This window comes from Micromonospora sp. AKA38 (genome assembly GCF_027925725.1).
Lineage (GTDB): Bacteria > Actinomycetota > Actinomycetes > Mycobacteriales > Micromonosporaceae > Micromonospora.
This window is the reverse complement of record NZ_BNEI01000005.1, coordinates 590,111-612,622: the sequence shown is the minus strand read 5'-3', so window position 1 is coordinate 612,622 and position 22,512 is coordinate 590,111. Positions and strand designations below refer to the sequence as shown.

General features: G+C 68.4%; 2 protein-coding genes (1 of these 2 running past the window's edge). Both read right to left on the bottom strand.

Annotation, left to right across the window (positions count from 1 at the left end; genetic code table 11):
* Positions 1-31 precede the first annotated feature (31 nt).
* Positions 32-16,306, bottom strand: coding sequence for a type I polyketide synthase (locus tag TPA0908_RS20255; protein WP_281940193.1), 16,275 nt, complete (start codon positions 16,304-16,306; stop codon positions 32-34).
* Positions 16,303-22,512, bottom strand: partial view of a type I polyketide synthase gene (locus TPA0908_RS20250; protein ID WP_281940191.1) — the final stretch only. It continues 20,310 nt past the right edge of the window; only the last 6,210 of its 26,520 coding nucleotides appear in the window; its start codon lies beyond the right edge, outside the window; it ends in the stop codon at positions 16,303-16,305. Before TPA0908_RS20250 ends, TPA0908_RS20255 begins: the two co-directional genes overlap by 4 nt.

Genomic DNA, 22,512 nt, shown 5'->3' with positions numbered 1-22,512 from the left:
ACGGGTGTCCCTCCGGAGCGGGTACGGGCGTTCAGGCCGAGCCGAGCTCGTTGTCGACAAGTTCGAACAGCTCGTCGTCGGTGACCTCGTCCAGGTCGGTGTCGGGCCCAGCGGCCGACTCTGCGGGCAGCGGCGTGGTGAGCCGGACGACCAACGCCTGGAGGCGCCGGGCGAGCTGGGCGCGCGTATCCGCGTCCACGGCCGGTCCGGCGAGCGCGCGCTCCAACCGATCGAGCTCGGCGACGACCGGCGCCTCGGCCTGCTCGTCCGGCCACAGCTGGACCCGGAGATGGTCGGCCAGAGCGGTCGGTGTCGGGTGGTCGAAGACCAGCGTGGCTGGTAGCGGCAGTCCGGTGGCGGTGGCCAGTCGGTTGCGTAGTTCTACCGCGGTGAGTGAGTCGAAGCCGAGTTCGCGGAATGCCCGGTCGGGTGGGATCGCCTGGGCGCTGTCGTGGCCGAGGGCGGTGGCCGCGTGGGCGCGTACCAGTTCAAGGATCTTCTGCTGGCGTTGCGGGCCGGTCAACGCGCGTAGCTCGGCGGCCAGTGTCGAATCGTCGAGTGACCCGGGTTCGACGTCGGCGACGACGGCTTGCGCCTCGGGCAGTCTGGCTAGTAGCGCACTCGGGCGTGCGGAGGTGAACGCTCGGGTGAACTGGGCCCAGTCCACGTCAGCGACGGCGAGGAAGCCTTCACCCTGACCGACCGCCTCGGCCAGGGCCTGCACCGCCCGCTGCGGATCCATGGCCCGCACCCCACGCCGCTGCAACTGCCCGGTGTCGGCCTGCCCGGCCATTCCCTCGCCGGCCCACAAACCCCACGCCACACTGGTCACCGACCGCCCCGCAGCACGCTGCTGAACGGCGTACGCGTCCAGGAACGCGTTCGCAGCCGCGTACACCCCCTGCCCACCACCACCCCACACACCGGCGTTCGAGGAAAACAACACCATCGCGTCCAACCGGTGCTCAGACCCCTCGACCAACAACTCATGCAGATTACGAGTACCCGCGACCTTCGCCGCCAAGATCTGCTCCGCCACCCCCGGGTCGGTGTCGTCAATGGGCGCGAGCTGACCCACCCCCGCCGCATGCACCACCGCATCAACCGGCCCTACCTCGGACAGGACCGCGGCCAACCCATCACGATCTGCCACATCACAACCCCGCACACTCACCCGGACCCGGCCATCAGCGCTCAGCTCACCGACCAACTCGGCCACACCCGCCCCGTCCACGCCCCGACGAGACACCAACACCACATGTTCCGCACCACGCCCGGCCACCCAACGGGCCACATGCGCACCCAACCCACCAGTGCCACCAGTGATCAACACCGTGCCCCGCGGCTGCCACACCTGCGGCGACTCCTCCACCCGGGCACGCACCAACCTGCGCCCATACACACCACTCGCGCGCACCGCGACCTGATCCTGCCCGTCCCACCCGGCCAGCACGCCGGCACAACGACGCGCCACCGCAGCCGCGTCCCGCGACGCCTCAGGCCACGACAGGGGCAGATCCACCAGACCACCCCACAGACGCGGATACTCCAACGCCGCGACCACACCCAAACCCCACGCCAAAGCCTGCACCGGATCAGCAGGAACATCGAACCGACCAGTACCCACCGCGCCACGAGTGAGCACCCACACCCGCCCCCACAAGCCCCCATCGCCACCCATGTCAGCGTCATGCAGACCCTGCAACAACGCCAACAACCCCTGCACCGGCGCCCCACCCGGCAGGAACACCACCCCACCCAACCCAGACACGTCCAACCCCGCCCGCAACGCCGCAGCCGCCCCCACCCGGGTGCCGTCAACAGCTACCCGCACCACCCGCGCACCATGACCCACCAAGATCTGCTCAACCAGCCCGACCCACCCCAACCCACCCTCATCAGCCACCAGATCCGCGCCATACACCACAAGCCACGTACCATCCAGCACCGCCTCAGGACCACCGGTCAACGGCTCCCACACCACCCGATACCGCCACGCGTCAACCAACCGCCGATCCTCACGAGCCCGCTGCCACGCCACCAACCCCGGCAAAACCCCCGCCACACCCTGCTCATCCACCCCCCAAGCAGAAGCCAAAGCCCCCACATCACCACGCTGCACCACCTCCCAAAACTCCGCATCAAACCCACCATCCCCACCCCCCACCGACACACCCCGCACCACCGGCCAGAACCGCTGACGCTCAAACGGATAAGTCGGCAGGGCAACCGTGTGGGTCGGGCCGGTGCCCAACGCCGGAGTCCAGTCGATGGCGATCCCGGCGACGTGCAGAGCGGCCATCGACCGTAGCCAACGCTCGCGTCCACCGTCGTCACGACGCAGCGTGCCCGCCACCACCAGGCCCTCACCAGCCTGCTCCACCGCCATCGCCAACACCGGATGCGAACTGACCTCCACAAACGCCCGATGACCAGCCTCGATCAGCGTCCCGATCACCTCAGCGAACCGAACCGGATGCCGCAGATTGCGATACCAGTACTCCCCATCGAGACCAGCGGTATCGACCCGCCCCGCCTCCAGAGTCGAATAGAACGGCACCTGCCCACTGGAGGGCCGCAAACCAGCCAGATCCGTGTACAACCGATCCTGGATCGCCTCCACCTGCGGCGAATGCGACGCATAATCCACCGCGATCCGACGAACCCCCAACCCCGCATGCGCCCGCACGAACTCCTCACACGCAGCCGTGGTACCAGAGATCACCACCTGCGCCGGACCATTGACCGCCGCCACCGACAAATCCCCACCCCACCCGGCAATCAACTCCCGCACCTCGTCCAACGGCGCCGGCACCGACACCATGCCCCCCGACCCCGACAGAGCCGCAATCGCCCGACTCCGCAACACCACCACCCGCGCCCCATCCGCCAACGACAGGCCACCAGCCACACACGCCGCAGCGATCTCACCCTGACTGTGACCCACCACCGCCGCCGGAACCACACCCACCGAACGCCACAACTGCGCCAACGACACCATCACCGCCCACGACACCGGCTGCACCACATCCACCCGACCCAACAACACCGGATCAGCCAACACCTCCCGCAACGACCAACCCACCAACGGCGCCAACACCTCCCCACACCGCACCATCGCCTCCGCGAACACCGGCTCGGCATCCCACAACTCCACCCCCATACCCACCCACTGCGCCCCCTGCCCCGGAAACACAAACACCGCACCCGACCCACCGCTCGCACCCGCCGCCACACCACGCACCACCGCAGACGAAACATCCACATCCCGCAACCCAGCCAGGAACCCGTCCACCTCCCCAGCCACCACCACCGCCCGATACGCAAACACCGACCGGCCCGCCAACGCCCGCCCCACCACCACCGGATCCACCCCAGGCCGGTCCGCCACAAACCCCGCCAACCGCTGCGCCTGCGCCCGCAACGCCACCTCAGACTTAGCCGACAACAACCACGGCACCACCCCGCCCCCCGGTAGCGGGGCCGGCTCATGACCCAACGCCGGGTCCGGTACGGGATCGGCCTCCTCCAGGATGAGGTGGGCGTTGGTGCCACTGATCCCGAACGACGACACCCCAGCCCGCCGGGGCCGCCCATTGACCGGCCACGGCATGGCCTCGGTCAGCAGACGCACCGACCCAGCCGACCAATCCACATGCGACGACGGCTCGTCCACATGCAGCGTCCTGGGCATCAACCCGTGCCGCATCGCCAGGACCATCTTGATGATCCCGGCAATCCCCGCGGCTGCCATGGTGTGGCCGATGTTCGACTTCACCGACCCCAGGCGCAACGGCTGCCCCGCCGGCCGGTCCTGGCCGTACGCGGCGATCAGTGCCTGCGCCTCGATCGGATCACCCAACGTGGTGCCCGTGCCGTGCGCCTCCACCACATCCACCTCGCCCGGCGACAACCGCGCATTCGCCAAAGCCTGACGGATCACCCGCTGCTGCGACGGACCATTCGGCGCACTCAACCCATTCGACGCGCCATCCTGATTGACCGCGCTGCCCCGCACCACCGCCAACACCTGATGCCCCCGCCGACGAGCATCCGACAACCGCTCCAACACCAACACCCCGACACCCTCACCCCAACCCGTGCCGTCGGCGGCGTCCGCGAACGGCTTACACCGCCCATCAGCAGCCAACCCACCCTGCCGAGAGAACCCCACGAACGCTCCTGGAGTGGCCATCACCGCTACGCCCCCGGCCAGGGCCATCGAACACTCACCCGACCGCAACGCCTGCGCCGCCAAATGCACCGCCACCAACGACGACGAACACGCCGTGTCCACCGACACCGCCGGGCCCTCCAAGCCCAGCGTGTACGCCACCCGCCCCGACATGACACTCGCCGCGTTACCGGTACCGGAGAATCCATCCCCCGCAGAATCGGCCACACTCAACAACGTCGGATAGTCCTGCCCATGGGTACCGACATACACACCGGTGTCCGACCCACGCAGCCCGAACGGATCGATCCCCGCCCGCTCCAACGCCTCCCAGGAAACCTCCAACAACAACCGCTGCTGCGGATCCATCGCCACAGCCTCCCGCGGACTGATCCCGAAGAACCCCGCGTCGAACAACGCCGCGTCAGTCAGGAACCCACCCTCGCGGACATAACTGGTCCCCGACCCCGCCGGATCCGGGTCATCTGACGACCCGACATCCCAACCCCGATCCACGGGAAACCCACCCACCGCGTCAACACCCTCGACCAGCAACCGCCAAAACCCGTCCGGGTCACCCACCCCACCCGGATACCGACACCCCATCCCCACAATCGCCACCGGCTCATCAACACCCACACCCACCGCCACCGGCGTAAGAACATCGGACTGCTCACCAAGCAGTTCCGTCAACACGAACCCGGCCAACACCACCGGTGTCGGATAGTCGAAGACCAGCGTGGCCGGCAACGACAACCCAGTCGCGGCAGCCAACCGGTTACGCAACTCCACCGCAGTCAACGAGTCGAAGCCAAGCTCACGGAACGCGCTGCCCGGATCAACCGCCGCGGGGTCGGCATGGCCGAGCACAACCGCGGCCTGTGCCCGCACCAACTCCAGAACCGCCCGCTGGCGCCCCTCAACCCCCATAGCCGCCAACCTGGCGGCCAGGTCCACCGGCGCGTCAGCGGTGGACACGGCCCTGCGGGCGGAACCGCCGGCCAACGTCCGCCACAACGGGTGCACGCCACCGGCCCCGGTACGACGCAGCGCAGGCAGGTCCACCCGCATCGGCACCAGCTGCGGCTGGTTGCTACGTATCGCCGTGTCGAACAGCGCCAAGCCCTGCTCGGAGGAGAGGGGAAGGATGCCGGCGCGTCGCATCCGGTCCAGGTCGACCTCGTCGAGATGCCCGGTCATCGCCGACTGCTGGGCCCACAGCCCCCACGCCAACGACTGCCCGACCAGACCCGCGGCCTGCCGCCGCAGCGCCAAGCCGTCCAGGACCGCGTTGGCCGCGGCGTAGTTTCCCTGCCCCGGTGACCCGAGCGTGGCCGCCGCCGACGAATACACCACGAACAACCCGAGATCCGCATCCCGGGTCAGTTCGTGCAGCCACCATGCCGCGTCGGCTTTGGCCCGCAGCACGGTCTCCAGCCGCTGCGGCGTCAACGCCCCGATCACCCCGTCGTCGAGGACTGCGGCGGTGTGCACCACCCCGACCACCGGATGCTCGACCGGCACCCCCGCCAACACCTCAGCCAGAGCGTTCCGGTCAGCGACATCACACGCCGCCACCTGCACCCGTGCGCCCAACCCGGTCAGCTCACCGACCAGTTCCGCCGCCCCGGCCGCGGCCGGGCCGCGCCGGGACAACAGCAACAGGTGCCTGACTCCGTGCGCGGTGACCAGATGCCGGGCCACCAACCCACCCAACACCCCGGTCCCACCAGTGACCACCACCGTGCCACCCGCGTCCAGACCGGCCGGTAGCCGCAGCACCACCTTGCCCACATGACGGGCCGCCTGCAGGTAACGCAGGGCCTGCACGGCCTGGACTGATTCGAACACGCTCACCGGCAGTGGTTGGAGGATGTCCGCGGCGAACATGTCCAGGATCTCGGCCAGCATCTGCCCGATCCGGTCAGCGCCGGCCTCGGACAGGTCAAACGCCTGATACACCACCCCCGGGTGATCCGCGACGACCCGGGCCGGGTCCCGCACATCGGTCTTACCCATCTCCACGAACCGGCCACCACGAGGCAACAGGTCCAGCGACGCGTCCACGAACTCCCCGGCCAAGGCGTTGAGCACCACATCCACCCCCTCCCCACCGGTCACGGCCAGGAAGCTGCGACGGAACTCCAAATCCCGGGACGACGCCAGGTGCGCATCGTCCACACCCATCCCCCGCAAGATGTCCCACTTACCGGCACTGGCAGTGGCGTACACCTGCAACCCCCACGCCTGGGCCAACTGCACCGCAGCCATACCCACCCCACCAGCCGCAGCATGAATCAGGATCCGCTGCCCCGCCCGCACCTCGGCCAGATCCCGCAACGCATAGAACGCGGTCAGAAACACAATCGGCACCGACGCCGCCCGAGTAAACGACCAGCCCCGCGGAACCCGCGCCAAGAGACGATGATCGGTGACCGCCACCGGCCCCAACGCACCGTTGAACATCCCGAACACCCGATCCCCAACCACCACCCCCGACACACCCGCGCCGACCTCAAGCACCACCCCGGCCGCCTCACTACCCATCACCGCAGCCGAATCCGGATACATCCCCAACCCGACCAACACATCCCGGAAATTCAACCCCGCCGCCCGCACCCCAACCCGCACCTGCCCAACCCCCAACGGCGCCACCACCCCCGGACAATCCACCACCGCCAGGTTGTCCAAACTGCCCGGCTCCAACACATCAAGACGCCACGACAACCGCTCAGCGCCAGGCAGGAGCAGACGGCCACTACCGGCCCGGACCAACCGCCGCACATACAACCCACCAGCGCGTACCGCGATCTCGGGTTCGCCGCTGTCGAGCACCGCCGTCAGGAGCCTGCCCAGGTCGCTACCCTGGTCGCTGTCGTAGTGGGTGTCATCGTCGAGGTCCAGCAGGACGAACCGATTGGGATGCTCGGACTGCGCGGAACGGACCAGACCCCACACCGCAGCCGCGGCCAAGTCACTACCATCGGTAGCGCCACGAGTGAGCACCACCAACCGGGAACCCTCCGTGGCCGCATCGGCCAGCCATTCCTGGATCCAACCCAACACCAACGTGCTCGCCGCGTGCGTGGCCTCGACAACACCCACCGCATCGTCTGGAGTTGGCAGCTCGGCCACCACGACGGGGGGCAGCTCACCAGCAACCTGCCCATGCCATCCCCAGACCAGTTCGGTAGCCGCCGCCGTGGTGTCGAGCTCCGCGTCCGGCAGCGGCACCCACTCCACCGCGAACAGCGACTGCGCCGCATCCGGCATCCCGACGGCGAGTTGATCGGTGGTCACCGGCCGCAACACCAGCGAGTCCGCGGTCAGCACCGGCTGGCCGGCGGTGTCGAACACCGCCACCGCAACAGCCCCATCGTCGACCGGTGCCAGCCGAACCCGCAGCGTGGTCGCCCCGGTCGCGTGCAGCCGCACCCCGCTCCACGCGAACGGCAACACCGCCCCGCCATCGTCGTTGACCAGGCCGGTCAACCCGATCGGGTGCAACGCCGCGTCCAACACCGCCGGATGCAACCCGAACCCATCGGCTGCGGCCTGCTCAGGCAGGGTCACCTCGGCATACACATCCCGCTCGGAACGCCACACCGCCCGCAAACCCTGAAACACCGGCCCGTACACGTACCCACCGTCAGCCAACCGCTCGTACACGCCGTCCACCGCCACCGGCCGCGCACCGGCCGGCGGCCACTGCCCCAACCCGGACGGCACCCGACCAGCCTCCGGGCTCAACACACCCGTGGCATGCCGAGTCCACGAACCCTCCGCGCCTTCTGGTCGGGAGTACACGTTGACCGGCCGTCGACCATCCTGGCCGGGATCACCGACCCACACCTGCACCTGCACCCCACCCTGCTCCGGCAACAGCAACGGGGTCTGCAGCGTCAACTCCTCCACGGAGGCACAACCCACCTGGTCCCCGGCGTACATCACCAACTCCACATACGCCGTGCCCGCCAACAACACCGAACCCAACACCGCATGATCGGCCAACCACGGCTGCGCCGACAACGACAACCGGCCGGTCAACACCACCCCGTCCCCATCAGCCAACGACACCGCCGCACGCAACAACGGATGACCAACCGAACCCAGCCCCAACACCCGAACATCCCCCACACCAGCCGCTACCGTCTCTGGCCAGAACCGCTGATGCTGAAACGGATAAGTCGGCAGGGCAACCGTGTGGGTCGGGCCGGTGCCCAACGCCGGAGTCCAGTCGATGGCGATCCCGGCGACGTGCAGAGCGGCCATCGACCGCAGCCAACGCTCGCGTCCACCGTCGTCACGACGCAGCGTGCCCGCCACCACCAGGCCCTCACCAGCCTGCTCCACCGCCATCGCCAACACCGGATGCGAACTGACCTCCACAAACGTGCGGTAGCCGGCTTCGGTCAGCGTCCCGATCACCTCAGCGAACCGGACCGGGTGCCGCAGATTGCGATACCAGTACTCCCCATCAAGACCAGCGGTATCGACCCGCCCCGCCTCCAGAGTCGAATAGAACGGCACCTGCCCACTGGAGGGCCGCAAACCAGCCAAATCCGTGTACAACCGGTCCTGGATCGCCTCCACCTGCGGCGAATGCGACGCATAATCCACCGCGATCCGACGAACCCCCAACCCCGCATGCGCCCGCACGAACTCCTCACACGCAGCCGTGGTACCAGACACCACCACCTGCGCCGGACCATTAACCGCCGCCACCGACAAATCCCCACCCCACCCGGCAATCAACTCCCGCACCTCGTCCAACGGCGCCGGCACCGACACCATGCCCCCCGACCCCGACAGAGCCGCAATCGCCCGACTCCGCAACACCACCACCCTGGCCCCATCCGCCAACGACAGGCCACCAGCCACACACGCCGCAGCGATCTCACCCTGACTGTGACCCACCACCGCCGCCGGAACCACACCCACCGAACGCCACAACTGCGCCAACGACACCATCACCGCCCACGACACCGGCTGCACCACATCCACCCGACCCAACAACACCGGATCAGCCAACACCTCCCGCAACGACCAACCCACCAACGGCGCCAACACCTCCCCACACCGCACCATCGCCTCCGCGAACACCGGCTCGGCATCCCACAACTCCACCCCCATACCCACCCACTGCGCCCCCTGCCCCGGAAACACAAACACCGCACCCGACCCACCGCTCGCACCCGCCGCCACACCCCGCACCACCGCAGACGAAACATCCACATCCCGCAACCCAGCCAGGAACCCGTCCACCTCCCCAGCCACCACCACCGCCCGATACGCAAACACCGACCGGCCCGCCAACGCCCGCCCCACCACCACCGGATCCACCCCAGGCCGGTCCGCCACAAACCCCGCCAACCGCTGCGCCTGCGCCCGCAACGCCACCTCAGACTTAGCCGACAACAACCACGGCACCACCCCGCCGCCCGATAGCGGGGCCGGCGACTCCTGGCCAGAGCCCGCCGGGTCAGCCGGTGTGCCCTGCAGCGACTCGAACGGATCGGCCTCCTCTAGGATCTTGAGCGGTTCGGCCTCCTCCAAGATGAGGTGGGCGTTGGTGCCGCTGACTCCGAACGAGGACACCCCGGCCCGTCGTGGCCGCCCGTTGACCGGCCACGGCGTGGCCTCGGTCAGCAGACGCACCGAGCCAGCCGACCAATCCACATGTGTGGACGGCTCGTCCACGTGCAGCGTCTTGGGCATCAAGCCGTGCCGCATCGCCAGGACCATCTTGATGATCCCCGCGACACCCGCGGCTGCCTGGGTGTGGCCGATGTTCGACTTCACCGACCCCAGGCGAAGAGGCTGATCCGCCGGCCGGTCCTGGCCGTACGCGGCGATGAGCGCTTGCGCCTCGATCGGGTCACCCAGGGTGGTGCCTGTGCCGTGCGCCTCCACCACATCCACCTCGCCCGGCGACAACCGCGCGTTCGCCAAAGCCTGACGGATCACCCGCTGCTGCGACGGCCCGTTCGGCGCACTCAACCCATTCGACGCGCCATCCTGATTGACCGCGCTGCCCCGCACCACCGCCAACACCTGATGCCCCCGCCTGCGGGCATCGGACAGTCGTTCCAGCACCAGGATTCCGACACCCTCACCCCAACCCGTGCCGTCGGCGGCGTCCGCGAACGGTTTGCACCGCCCGTCAGCGGCCAACCCACCCTGCCGAGAGAACTCCACAAACGTCCCTGGAGTGGCCATCACTGTCACGCCGCCGGCCAGGGCCATGGAACACTCACCCGAGCGCAACGCCTGCGCCGCCAAATGCACCGCGACCAGGGACGACGAACACGCCGTATCCACCGACACCGCCGGGCCCTCCAAGCCCAGGGTGTACGCCACCCGCCCCGACGCCACACTTCCGCTGGTCCCGGTGCCATATCCCTCGGTCTCGGCCGGGCTCGCCGCCAACTGCATGGCGTAGTCGTGGTACATGAGGCCGACATACACGCCGGTGTCCGACCCACGCAGCCCGGACGGGTCGATCCCGGCCCGCTCCAACGCCTCCCAGGAAACCTCCAACAACAACCGCTGCTGCGGATCCATCGCCACAGCCTCCCGCGGACTGATCCCGAAGAACCCCGCGTCGAACAACGCCGCGTCAGTCAGGAACCCACCCTCCCGGGCATAACTGGTCCCCGACCCCGCCGGATCCGGGTCATCTGACGACCCGACATCCCAACCCCGATCCACGGGAAAATCACCCACCGCGTCAACACCCTCGACCAGCAACCGCCAGAACTCCTCCGGGTCACCCACCCCACCCGGATACCGACACCCCATCCCCACAATCGCCACCGGCTCATCAACACCCGCACCCACCGCCACCGGCGTAAGGACATCGGTCTGCTCACCGAGCAGTTCCGTCAACACGAACCCGGCCAACACCACCGGTGTCGGATAGTCGAAGACCAGCGTGGCCGGCAACGACAACCCAGTCGCGGCAGCCAACCGGTTACGCAACTCCACTGCAGTCAACGAGTCGAAACCGAGCTCACGGAACGCGCTGCCCGGATCAACCGCCGCGGGGCCGGCATGGCCGAGCACAACCGCAGCCTGTGCCCGCACCAACTCCAGAACCGCCCGCTGGCGCCCCTCAACCCCCATAGCCGCCAACCTGGCGGCCAGATCCACCCGCGTATCGGCGGTGGACGCGGCCCGGCGGGTCGAACCGCCGGCCAACGCCTGCCACAACGGCGGCAGACCACCGGCGCCGGCGCGACGCAGCACGGCAAGGTCCACCCGCATCGGCACGAGCTGCGGCCGGTGGGTACGTACTGCCGCGTCGAACAACGCCAAGCCCTCCTCGGAGGACATGGCAAGGACGCCGCTGCTACGTCGCATCCGACTCAGGTCCACCTCGTCAAGATGCCCGGTCATCGCCGACTGCTGGGCCCACAGCCCCCACGCCAACGACTGCCCGACCAGACCCGCGGCCTGCCGCCGCAGCGCCAAGGCATCCAGGACCGCGTTCGCCGCGGCATAGTTACCCTGCCCCGGTGACCCGAGCGTGGCCGCCGCCGACGAATACACCACGAACAAACCCAGATCCGCATCCCGGGTCAACTCATGCAACCACCACGCCGCATCAGCCTTCGCCCGCAACACCGTCTCCAACCGCCGCGGCGTCAACGCCTCAACCACCCCGTCATCAAGCACACCCGCGGTGTGCACCACCCCCACCACCGGATGCTCAGCCGGCACCCCCGCCAACACCCCAGCCAACGCATCCCGGTCAGCGACATCACACGCCACCACCCGCACCCGCGCACCCAACCCGGTCAGCTCACCGACCAACTCCGCCGCCCCCGCCGCGGCCAAGCCCTGCCGCGACAACAACAACAGATGCCCAACCCCATGCGCGGCGACCAGATGCCGGGCCACCAACCCACCCAACACCCCCGTCCCACCAGTGACCACCACCGTGCCACCCGCATCCAACCCCGCCGACAACCCGTCAGAACCGGACAGCGACAAACGACCAGTACCGGCCCGGACCAACCGCCGCACATACAACCCACCAGCGCGTACCGCGATCTCCGACTCGCCGCTGTCGAGCACCGCCGTCAGGAGCCTGCCCAGGTCGCTACCCTGGTCGCTGTCGTAGTGGGTGTCATCGTCGAGGTCCAGCAGGATGAACCGATTGGGATGTTCGGACTGCGCGGAACGGACCAGACCCCACACCGCAGCCGCGGCCAAGTCACTACCATCGGTAGCGCCACGAGTGACCACCACCAACCGGGAACCCTCCGTGGCCGCATCCGCCAGCCACTCCTGAACCCAACCCAACACCAACGCGCTCGCCGCGTGCGTGGCCTCGACAACACCCACCGCATCGTCTGGAGTTGGCAGCTCGGCCACCACCACCGGGGGCAGCTCACCAGCAACCTGCCCATGCCATCCCCAGACCAGTTCGGTAGCCGCCGCCGTGGTGTCGAGCTCCGCGTCCGGCAGCGGCACCCACTCCACCGCGAACAGCGACTGCGCCGCATCCGGCATCCCGACGGCGAGTTGATCGGTGGTCACCGGCCGCAACACCAGCGAGTCCGCGGTCAGCACCGGCTGGCCGGCGGTGTCGAACACCGCCACCGCAACAGCCCCATCGTCGACCGGTGCCAGCCGAACCCGCAGCGTGGTCGCCCCAGTCGCGTGCAGCCGCACCCCGCTCCACGCGAACGGCAACACCGCCCCGCCATCGTCGTTGACCAGGCCGGTCAACCCGATCGGGTGCAACGCCGCGTCCAACACCGCCGGATGCAACCCGAACCCATCGGCTGCGGCCTGCTCAGGCAGGGTCACCTCGGCATACACATCCCGCTCGGAACGCCACACCGCCCGCAAACCCTGAAACACCGGCCCGTACACGTACCCACCGTCAGCCAACCGCTCGTACACGCCGTCCACCGCCACCGGCCGCGCACCGGCCGGCGGCCACTGCCCCAACCCGGACGGCACCCGACCAGCCTCCGGGCTCAACACACCCGTGGCATGCCGAGTCCACGAACCCTCCGCGCCTTCTGGTCGGGAGTACACGTTGACCGGCCGTCGACCATCCTGGCCGGGATCACCGACCCACACCTGCACCTGCACCCCACCCTGCTCCGGCAGCACCAACGGGGTCTGCAGCGTCAACTCCTCCACGGAGGCACAACCCACCTGGTCCCCGGCGTACATCACCAACTCCACATACGCCGTGCCCGCCAACAACACCGAACCCAACACCGCATGATCGGCCAACCACGGCTGCGCCGACAACGACAACCGGCCGGTCAACACCACCCCATCCCCATCAGCCAACGACACCGCCGCACGCAACAACGGATGACCAACCGAACCCAACCCCAACACCCGAACATCCCCCACACCAGCCGCTACCGTCTCTGGCCAGAACCGCTGATGCTGAAACGGATAAGTCGGCAGAGCAACCGTGTGGGTCGCGCCGGCGCCCAACGCCGGAGTCCAGTCGACGGCGACACCAGCCACGTGCAGAGCGGCCATCGACCGTAGCCAACGCTCGCGTCCACCGTCGTCACGACGCAGCGTGCCCGCCACCACCAGGCCCTCACCAGCCTGCTCCACCGCCATCGCCAACACCGGATGCGAACTGACCTCCACAAACGTGCGGTAGCCGGCTTCGGTCAGCGTCCCGATCACCTCAGCGAACCGGACCGGATGCCGCAGATTGCGATACCAGTACTCCCCATCAAGACCAGCGGTATCGACCCGCCCCGCCTCCAGAGTCGAATAGAACGGCACCTGCCCACTGGAGGGTTGCAGATCGGCCAGATCCGTGCGCAACCGGTCCTGGATCGCCTCCACCTGCGGCGAATGCGACGCATAATCCACCGCGATCCGACGAACCCCCAACCCCGCATGCGCCCGCACGAACTCCTCACACGCAGCCGTGGTACCAGAGATCACCACCTGCGCCGGACCATTGACCGCCGCCACCGACAAATCCCCACCCCACCCGCCGATCAACTCCCGCACCTCGTCCAACGGCGCCGGCACCGACACCATGCCCCCCGACCCCGACAGAGCCGCAATCGCCCGACTCCGCAACACCACCACCCTGGCCCCATCCGCCAACGACAGGCCACCAGCCACACACGCCGCAGCGATCTCACCCTGACTGTGACCCACCACCGCCGCCGGAACCACACCCACCGAACGCCACAACTGCGCCAACGACACCATCACCGCCCACGACACCGGCTGCACCACATCCACCCGACCCAACAACACCGGATCAGCCAACACCTCCCGCAACGACCAACCCACCAACGGCGCCAACACCTCCCCACACCGCACCATCGCCTCCCCGAACACCGGCTCGGCATCCCACAACTCCACCCCCATACCCACCCACTGCGCCCCCTGCCCCGGAAACACAAACACCGCACCCAACCCACCGCTCGCACCCGCCGCCACACCCCGCACCACCGCAGACGAAACATCCACATCCCGCAACCCAGCCAGATCCTGCAACCCAGCCAGGAACCCGTCCACCTCCCCAGCCACCACCACCGCCCGATGCGCGAACACCGACCGGGCCGCCAACGCCCGCCCCACCACCACCGGCTCCACCTCGGGCCGGTCGGTCACGAACCCCGCCAACCGCTGCGCCTGCGCCCGCAGCGCCACCTCAGTCTTGGCCGACAACAGCCAGGGCACCACCCCGCCGCCCGGTAGCGGGGCCGGCTCATGACCCAACGCCGGGTCCGGTACGGGATCGGCCTCCTCCAGGATGAGGTGGGCGTTGGTACCGCTGATCCCGAACGAGGACACCCCGGCCCGTCGTGGCCGCCCGTTGACCGGCCATGGCGTGGCCTCGGTCAGCAGTCGCACCGAGCCGGTCGACCAGTCCACATGTGTGGACGGCTCGTCCACGTGCAGCGTCTTGGGCATCAACCCGTGCCGCATCGCGAGGACCATCTTGATGATCCCGGCGACGCCGGCGGCTGCCTGGGTGTGGCCGATGTTCGACTTCACCGACCCCAGGCGAAGCGGTTGCTCCGCCGGCCGGTCCTGGCCATACGCGGCGATCAGCGCCTGCGCCTCGATCGGATCACCCAACGTGGTGCCCGTGCCGTGCGCCTCCACCACATCGACGTCGCCCGGCGACAACCGCGCGTTCGCCAAAGCCTGACGGATCACCCGCTGCTGCGACGGCCCGTTCGGGGCGCTCAACCCGTTGGAGGCGCCGTCCTGATTGACCGCGCTGCCCCGCACGACCGCCAACACCTGATGTCCCCGCCGACGAGCATCCGACAACCGCTCCAGCACCAGAATGCCGATGCCCTCACCCCAACCCGTGCCGTCGGCGGCGTCCGCGAACGGCTTACACCGCCCGTCAGCGGCCAACCCACCCTGCCGGGAAAACTCCACAAACGCGCCTGGAGTGGCCATCACCGCTACGCCGCCGGCCAGGGCCATCGAACACTCACCCGACCGCAACGCCTGCGCCGCCAAATGCACCGCCACCAACGACGACGAACACGCCGTATCCACCGACACCGCCGGGCCCTCCAGACCCAGGGTGTACGCCACCCGCCCCGACATGACACTCGCCGCGTTACCCGTCAGCAGATGCCCCTCACTACCGGTCTGCGCGTCACCAATCACCGAGACGTAGTCCTGCCCGGTGGTACCCACATACACACCGGTATCCGACCCACGCAGCCCCGACGGATCGATCCCCGCCCGCTCCAACGCCTCCCACGAAACCTCCAACAACAAACGCTGCTGCGGATCCATCGCCACAGCCTCCCGCGGACTGATCCCGAAAAACCCCGCGTCAAACAACGCCACACCAGTCAGGAACCCACCCTCCCGGGCATAACTGGTCCCCGACCGTGCCGGATCCGGGTCATACAACGACCCGACATCCCAACCCCGATCCATCGGCCATGGCCCGATGGCGTCGCCGCCCGTGGCAATGAGATCCCAGAGCTGTTCCGGGGTATCTATGCCGGCCGAGAACCGGCAGGCCATTGAGACCACCGCGATGGGCTCAGTCCCCCGATCCTGAATCTCCTGCAGGCGTCGCCGGGTCTCCAGCAGGTTGTCCGTGGCCTGTCGCAGATATGTCCGCAGCTTCTCATCGTTGCTCACGCCGTTCGCCCTCCCTCGGAGCTTGCGATCTTGTCGAGAACGTCGAACAGCTCGTCATCTGAGGCTGCATAGGTGTCGATCACCGGGGTTGCCCCGTGGCCGCCCGTCTGGGCCTCGAGCCTGCGCACCAGCTCACGCAGGCGGTCCGCCAGCTTCGTCGGATCTCTGCCATCTCCCGGGGCCAACGTGCGTATAGCCTGCTCGATCCGGTCCAAGTCGGACTCCAGAGTATTTGCGGGCGCCTTCTCCTCAGGCGCAACTCGCGTCCACAGCTCGCGGCTGAGTTCGGCGGGGGTGGGGTAGTCGAAGACCAGCGTGGCCGGCAGCGACAGGCCGGTCGCCGTGGTCAGTCGGTTACGTAGTTCCACGGCGGTCAGCGAGTCGAAGCCGAGTTCGCGGAATGCGCTGTCCGGGTTGATCGTCGTTGGGTCGGGATGGCCGAGTACGACGGCGGCTTGTATTCGTACCAGTTCCAGGACTGTTCGCTGGCGTTCCTCGACTCCCATAGCGGCCAGCCTGGTGGTCAGGTCCATCCGGGTGTCGGTTGTGGTCGCCGTCCGGCGGGCCGGGCCGCCGGCCAATGTCCGCCACAACGGCGGCACACCACCGGCCCCGGTACGACGTAGCGCGGGCAGGTCCACCCGGATCGGCACGAGCTGCGGCTGGTGGGTACGTACTGCCGTGTCGAACAGTGCCAGGCCCTGCTCGGAGGAGAGGGAAAGGATGCCGCTGCGTCGCATCCGGTCCAGGTCGGCCTCGTCGAGATGCCCGGTCATGGCTGACTGCTGGGCCCACAGTCCCCACGCCAGTGATTGCCCGACCAGTCCCTCGGCCTGCCGCCGTAGTGCTAGGGCGTCCAGGACGGCGTTGGCCGCGGCATAGTTTCCTTGTCCCGGTGACCCGAGTGTGGCCGCCGCCGACGAATACACCACGAACAACCCGAGATCCATGTCCCGGGTCAGTTCGTGCAGCCACCATGCCGCATCCGCCTTGGCCCGCAGCACCGTCTCCAGCCGCTGTGGCGTCAACGCCCCGATCACCCCGTCGTCGAGGACTGCGGCGGTGTGCACCACCCCGACCACCGGATGCTCGACCGGCACCCCCGCCAACACCCCAGCCAGAGCGTTCCGGTCAGCGACATCACACGCCACCACCCGCACCCGCGCACCCAACCCGGTCAGCTCACCGACCAGCTCCGCCGCCCCGGCCGCAGCCGGGCCACGCCGGGACAACAGCAACAGGTGCCTGACTCCGTGCGTGGTGACCAGATGCCGGGCCACCAAACCACCCAACACACCGGTCCCGCCAGTGACCACCACCGTGCCACGGGAGTCCAGACCGGCCGGTAGCCGCAGCACCACCTTGCCCACGTGGCGGGCCGCCTGCAGGTAGCGCAGGGCCTGCAGTGCTTGGGCTGATTCGAATACGCTCACGGGTAGTGGCTGGAGGATGTCCGCGGCGAACATGTCCAGGATCTCGGCCAGCATCTGGCCGATCCGGTCAGCACCGACGTCGGGCAGGTTGAACGCCTGGTACACCACCCCGGGGTGGTCCGCGGCGATCCGCACCGGGTCCCGCACATCGGTTTTGCCCATCTCCACGAACCGGCCGCCGCGGGGCAGCAGGTCCAGCGACGCGTCCACGAACTCCCCGGTCAGGGCGTTGAGTACCACGTCCACCCCCTCTCCCCCGGTCGCCGTCAGGAAGCTGCGGCGGAAGTCCAGATCCCGGGAGGAGGCCAGGTGCGTATCGTCCACACCCATCCCGCGTATGGTGTTCCACTTGCCGGCGCTGGCGGTGGCGTACACCTGCAATCCCCACGCCTGGGCCAACTGCACCGCAGCCATACCCACCCCACCAGCCGCAGCATGGATCAGGATTCTTTGTCCCGCCCGCACCTCGGCCAGATCCCGCAACGCATAGAACGCGGTCAGAAACACAATCGGCACCGACGCCGCCCGAGTAAACGACCAGCCCTCCGGAACCCGGGCCAGGAGACGATGATCGGTGACCGCCACCGGCCCCAACGCACCGTTGAACATCCCGAACACCCGATCCCCAACCACCACCCCCGACACATCCGGAGCAGTCTCGAGCACCACTCCGGCTGCCTCGCTACCCATCACCGCAGTCGGATCCGGGGACATACCCAACCCGAGCCACACGTCGCGGAAGTTCAACCCCGCCGCCCGGACCGCAACCCGCACCTGCCCAGCCGCCAACGGCGCCACCGCCTCCGGACAATCCAGCACCGCCAGGTTGTCCAGACTGCCCGGCTCCGACACATCAAGACGCCACGACAATCGCTCAGGACCAGGCAGGGATAGCCGGCCAGTACCACCGGCTCGGGTCAACCGCCGGGTGTACAGGTCACCGGCGCGTACCGCGATCTCCGGCTCGTCACTGTCGAGCACCGCCGTCAGGATTCTGCCCAGCTCGCTGCCGGGGTCGGTGTCATCGTCGAGGTCGAGCAGGATGAACCGATTGGGATGTTCGGACTGCGCGGAACGGACCAAACCCCACACCGCAGCCGCGGCCAAGTCACTGCCATCGGTAGCGCCGCGGGTGACCACCACCAACCGGGAACCCTCCGTGCCCGGATCGGCCAGCCATTCCTGAACCCAACCCAACACCAACGTGCTCGCCGCGTGCGTGGCCTCGACAACACCCACCGCATCGTCTGGAGTTGGTAGCTCGGCCACCACGACGGGGGGCAGCTCACCAGCAACCTGCCCATGCCATCCCCAGACCGGTTCGGTAGCCGCCGGCGTGGTGTCGAGCTCCGCGTCCGGCAGCGGCACCCACTCCACCGCGAACAGCGACTGCGCCGCATCCGGTACCCCGGCGCCCAACTGGTCGGTGGTCACCGGCCGCAACACCAGCGAGTCCGCGGTCAGCACCGGCTGGCCGGCGGTGTCAAACACCGCCACCGCGATACCGCCGTCGTCGGTGGGTGTCAGCCGGACTCGTAGCGTGGTCGCCCCAGTCGCGTGCAACCGCACCCCACTCCACGTGAACGGCAACACCGCCCCGCCATCGTCGCCGCCGAGCAGCCCGGTCAACCCGATCGGATGCAACGCCGCGTCCAACACCGCCGGATGCAACCCGAACCCGCCGGTCTCGTCCTGCTCGGGCAGGGTCACCTCGGCATACACATCCCGCTCGGAACGCCACACCGCCCGCAAACCCTGGAACACCGGCCCGTACACGTACCCGCCGTCGGCCAACCGCTCGTACACGCCGTCCACCGCCACCGGCCGCGCACCGGCCGGCGGCCACTGCCCCAAACCGGACGGCACCCGACCAGCCTCCGGGCTCAACACACCCGTGGCATGCCGAATCCACGAACCCCCCACACCCTCCGCGCCTTCTGGTCGGGAGTACACGTTGACCGGCCGTCGACCATCCTGGCCGGGATCACCGACCCACACCTGCACCTGCACCCCACCCTGCTCCGGCAGCAGCAGCGGGGTCTGCAGCGTCAACTCCTCGACCAGGGCACACCCGACCTGGTCGCCGGCGTACATCACCAACTCGACATACGCCGTGCCCGCCAACAACACCGAACCCAACACCGCATGATCGGCCAACCACGGCTGCGCCGACAACGACAACCGGCCGGTCAACACCACCCCATCCCCATCAGCCAACGACACCGCCGCACGCAACAACGGATGACCAACCGAACCCAACCCCAACACCCGAACATCCCCCACACCGCCAGCCACGGTCTGCGGCCAGAACCGCTGATGCTGGAACGGGTAGGTCGGCAGGGCAACCGTGTGGGTCGGGCCGGTGCCCAGTGCCGGGGTCCAGTCGATGGCGATCCCGGCGACGTGCAGAGCGGCCATTGACCGCAGCCAACGCTCGCGTCCACCGTCGTCACGACGCAGCGTGCCCGCCACCACCAGGCCCTCACCAGCCTGCTCCACCGCCATCGCCAACACCGGATGCGAACTGACCTCCACAAACGTGCGGTAGCCGGCTTCGGTCAGCGTCCCGATCACCTCAGCGAACCGGACCGGGTGCCGCAGATTGCGATACCAGTACTCCCCATCGAGACCAGCGGTATCGACCCGCCCCGCCTCCAGAGTCGAATAGAACGGCACCTGCCCACTGGAGGGCCGCAAACCAGCCAAATCCGTGTACAACCGGTCCTGGATCGCCTCCACCTGCGGCGAATGCGACGCGTAATCCACCGCGATCCGACGAACCCCCAACCCCGCATGCGCCCGCACGAACTCCTCACACGCAGCCGTGGTACCAGACACCACCACCTGCGCCGGACCATTAACCGCCGCCACCGACAAATCCCCACCCCACCCGGCAATCAACTCCCGCACCTCGTCCAACGGCGCCGGCACCGACACCATGCCCCCCGACCCCGACAGAGCCGCAATCGCCCGACTCCGCAACACCACCACCCTGGCCCCATCCGCCAACGACAAGCCACCAGCCACACACGCCGCAGCGATCTCACCCTGACTGTGACCCACCACCGCCGCCGGAACCACACCCACCGAACGCCACAACTGCGCCAACGACACCATCACCGCCCACGACACCGGCTGCACCACATCCACCCGACCCAACAACACCGGATCAGCCAACACCTCCCGCAACGACCAACCCACCAACGGCGCCAACACCTCCCCACACCGCACCATCGCCTCCGCGAACACCGGCTCGGCATCCCACAACTCCACCCCCATACCCACCCACTGCGCCCCCTGCCCCGGAAACACAAACACCGCACCCGACCCACCCACACCCGCCGCCACACCACGCACCACCGCAGACGAAACATCCACATCCCGCAACCCAGCCAGATCCTGCAACCCAGCCAGGAACCCGTCCACCTCCCCAGCCACCACCACCGCCCGATGCGCGAACACCGACCGGGCCGCCAACCCCCGCCCCACCACCACCGGCTCCACCCCAGGCCGGTCGACCACAAACCCCGCCAACCGCTGCGCCTGCGCCCGCAACGCCACCTCAGACTTAGCCGACAACAACCACGGCACCACCCCGCCGCCCGATAGCGGGGCCGGCGACTCCTGGCCAGAGCCCGCCGGGTCAGCCGGTGTGCCCTGCAGCGACTCGAACGGATCGGCTTCTTCGAGGATGAGGTGGGCGTTGGTGCCACTGATCCCGAACGACGACACCCCGGCCCGTCGCGGCCGGCCACCGTCCGGCCATGGCGTGGCCTCGGTCAGCAGCTGCACCGATCCGGTCGACCAGTCCACATGTGACGACGGGGTATCCACGTGCAGTGTCCTGGGCATCAGCCCGTGCCGCATGGCGAGGACCATCTTGATGATCCCGGCGACGCCCGCGGCTGCCATGGTGTGGCCGATGTTCGACTTCACCGACCCCAACCGCAACGGCTGCCCCGCCGGCCGGTCCTGGCCGTAGGCGGCGATCAGCGCTTGCGCCTCGATCGGATCACCCAGCGTAGTGCCTGTGCCGTGCGCCTCCACCACATCCACCTCGCCCGGCGACAACCGCGCATTCGCCAAAGCCTGACGGATCACCCGCTGCTGCGACGGACCATTCGGCGCACTCAACCCATTCGACGCGCCATCCTGATTGACCGCGCTGCCCCGCACCACCGCCAACACCTGATGCCCCCGCCGACGAGCATCCGACAACCGCTCCAACACCAACACCCCGACACCCTCACCCCAACCCGTACCATCAGCCGCATCCGCGAACGGCTTACACCGCCCATCAGCAGCCAACCCACCCTGCCGGGAAAACTCCACAAACGTCCCTGGAGTGGCCATCACCGCTACGCCACCGGCCAGGGCCATCGAACACTCACCCGACCGCAACGCCTGCGCCGCCAAATGCACCGCCACCAACGACGACGAACACGCCGTATCCACCGACACGGCCGGGCCCTCCAAGCCCAGCGTGTACGCCACCCGCCCCGACATGACACTCGCCGCGTTACCGGTACCGGAGAATCCATCCCCCGCAGAATCGGCCACACTCAACAACGTCGGATAGTCCTGCCCATGGGTACCGACATACACACCGGTGTCCGACCCACGCAGCCCGAACGGATCGATCCCCGCCCGCTCCAACGCCTCCCAGGAAACCTCCAACAACAAACGCTGCTGCGGATCCATCGCCACAGCCTCCCGCGGACTGATCCCGAAAAACCCCGCATCGAACAACGCCGCGTCAGTCAGGAAACCACC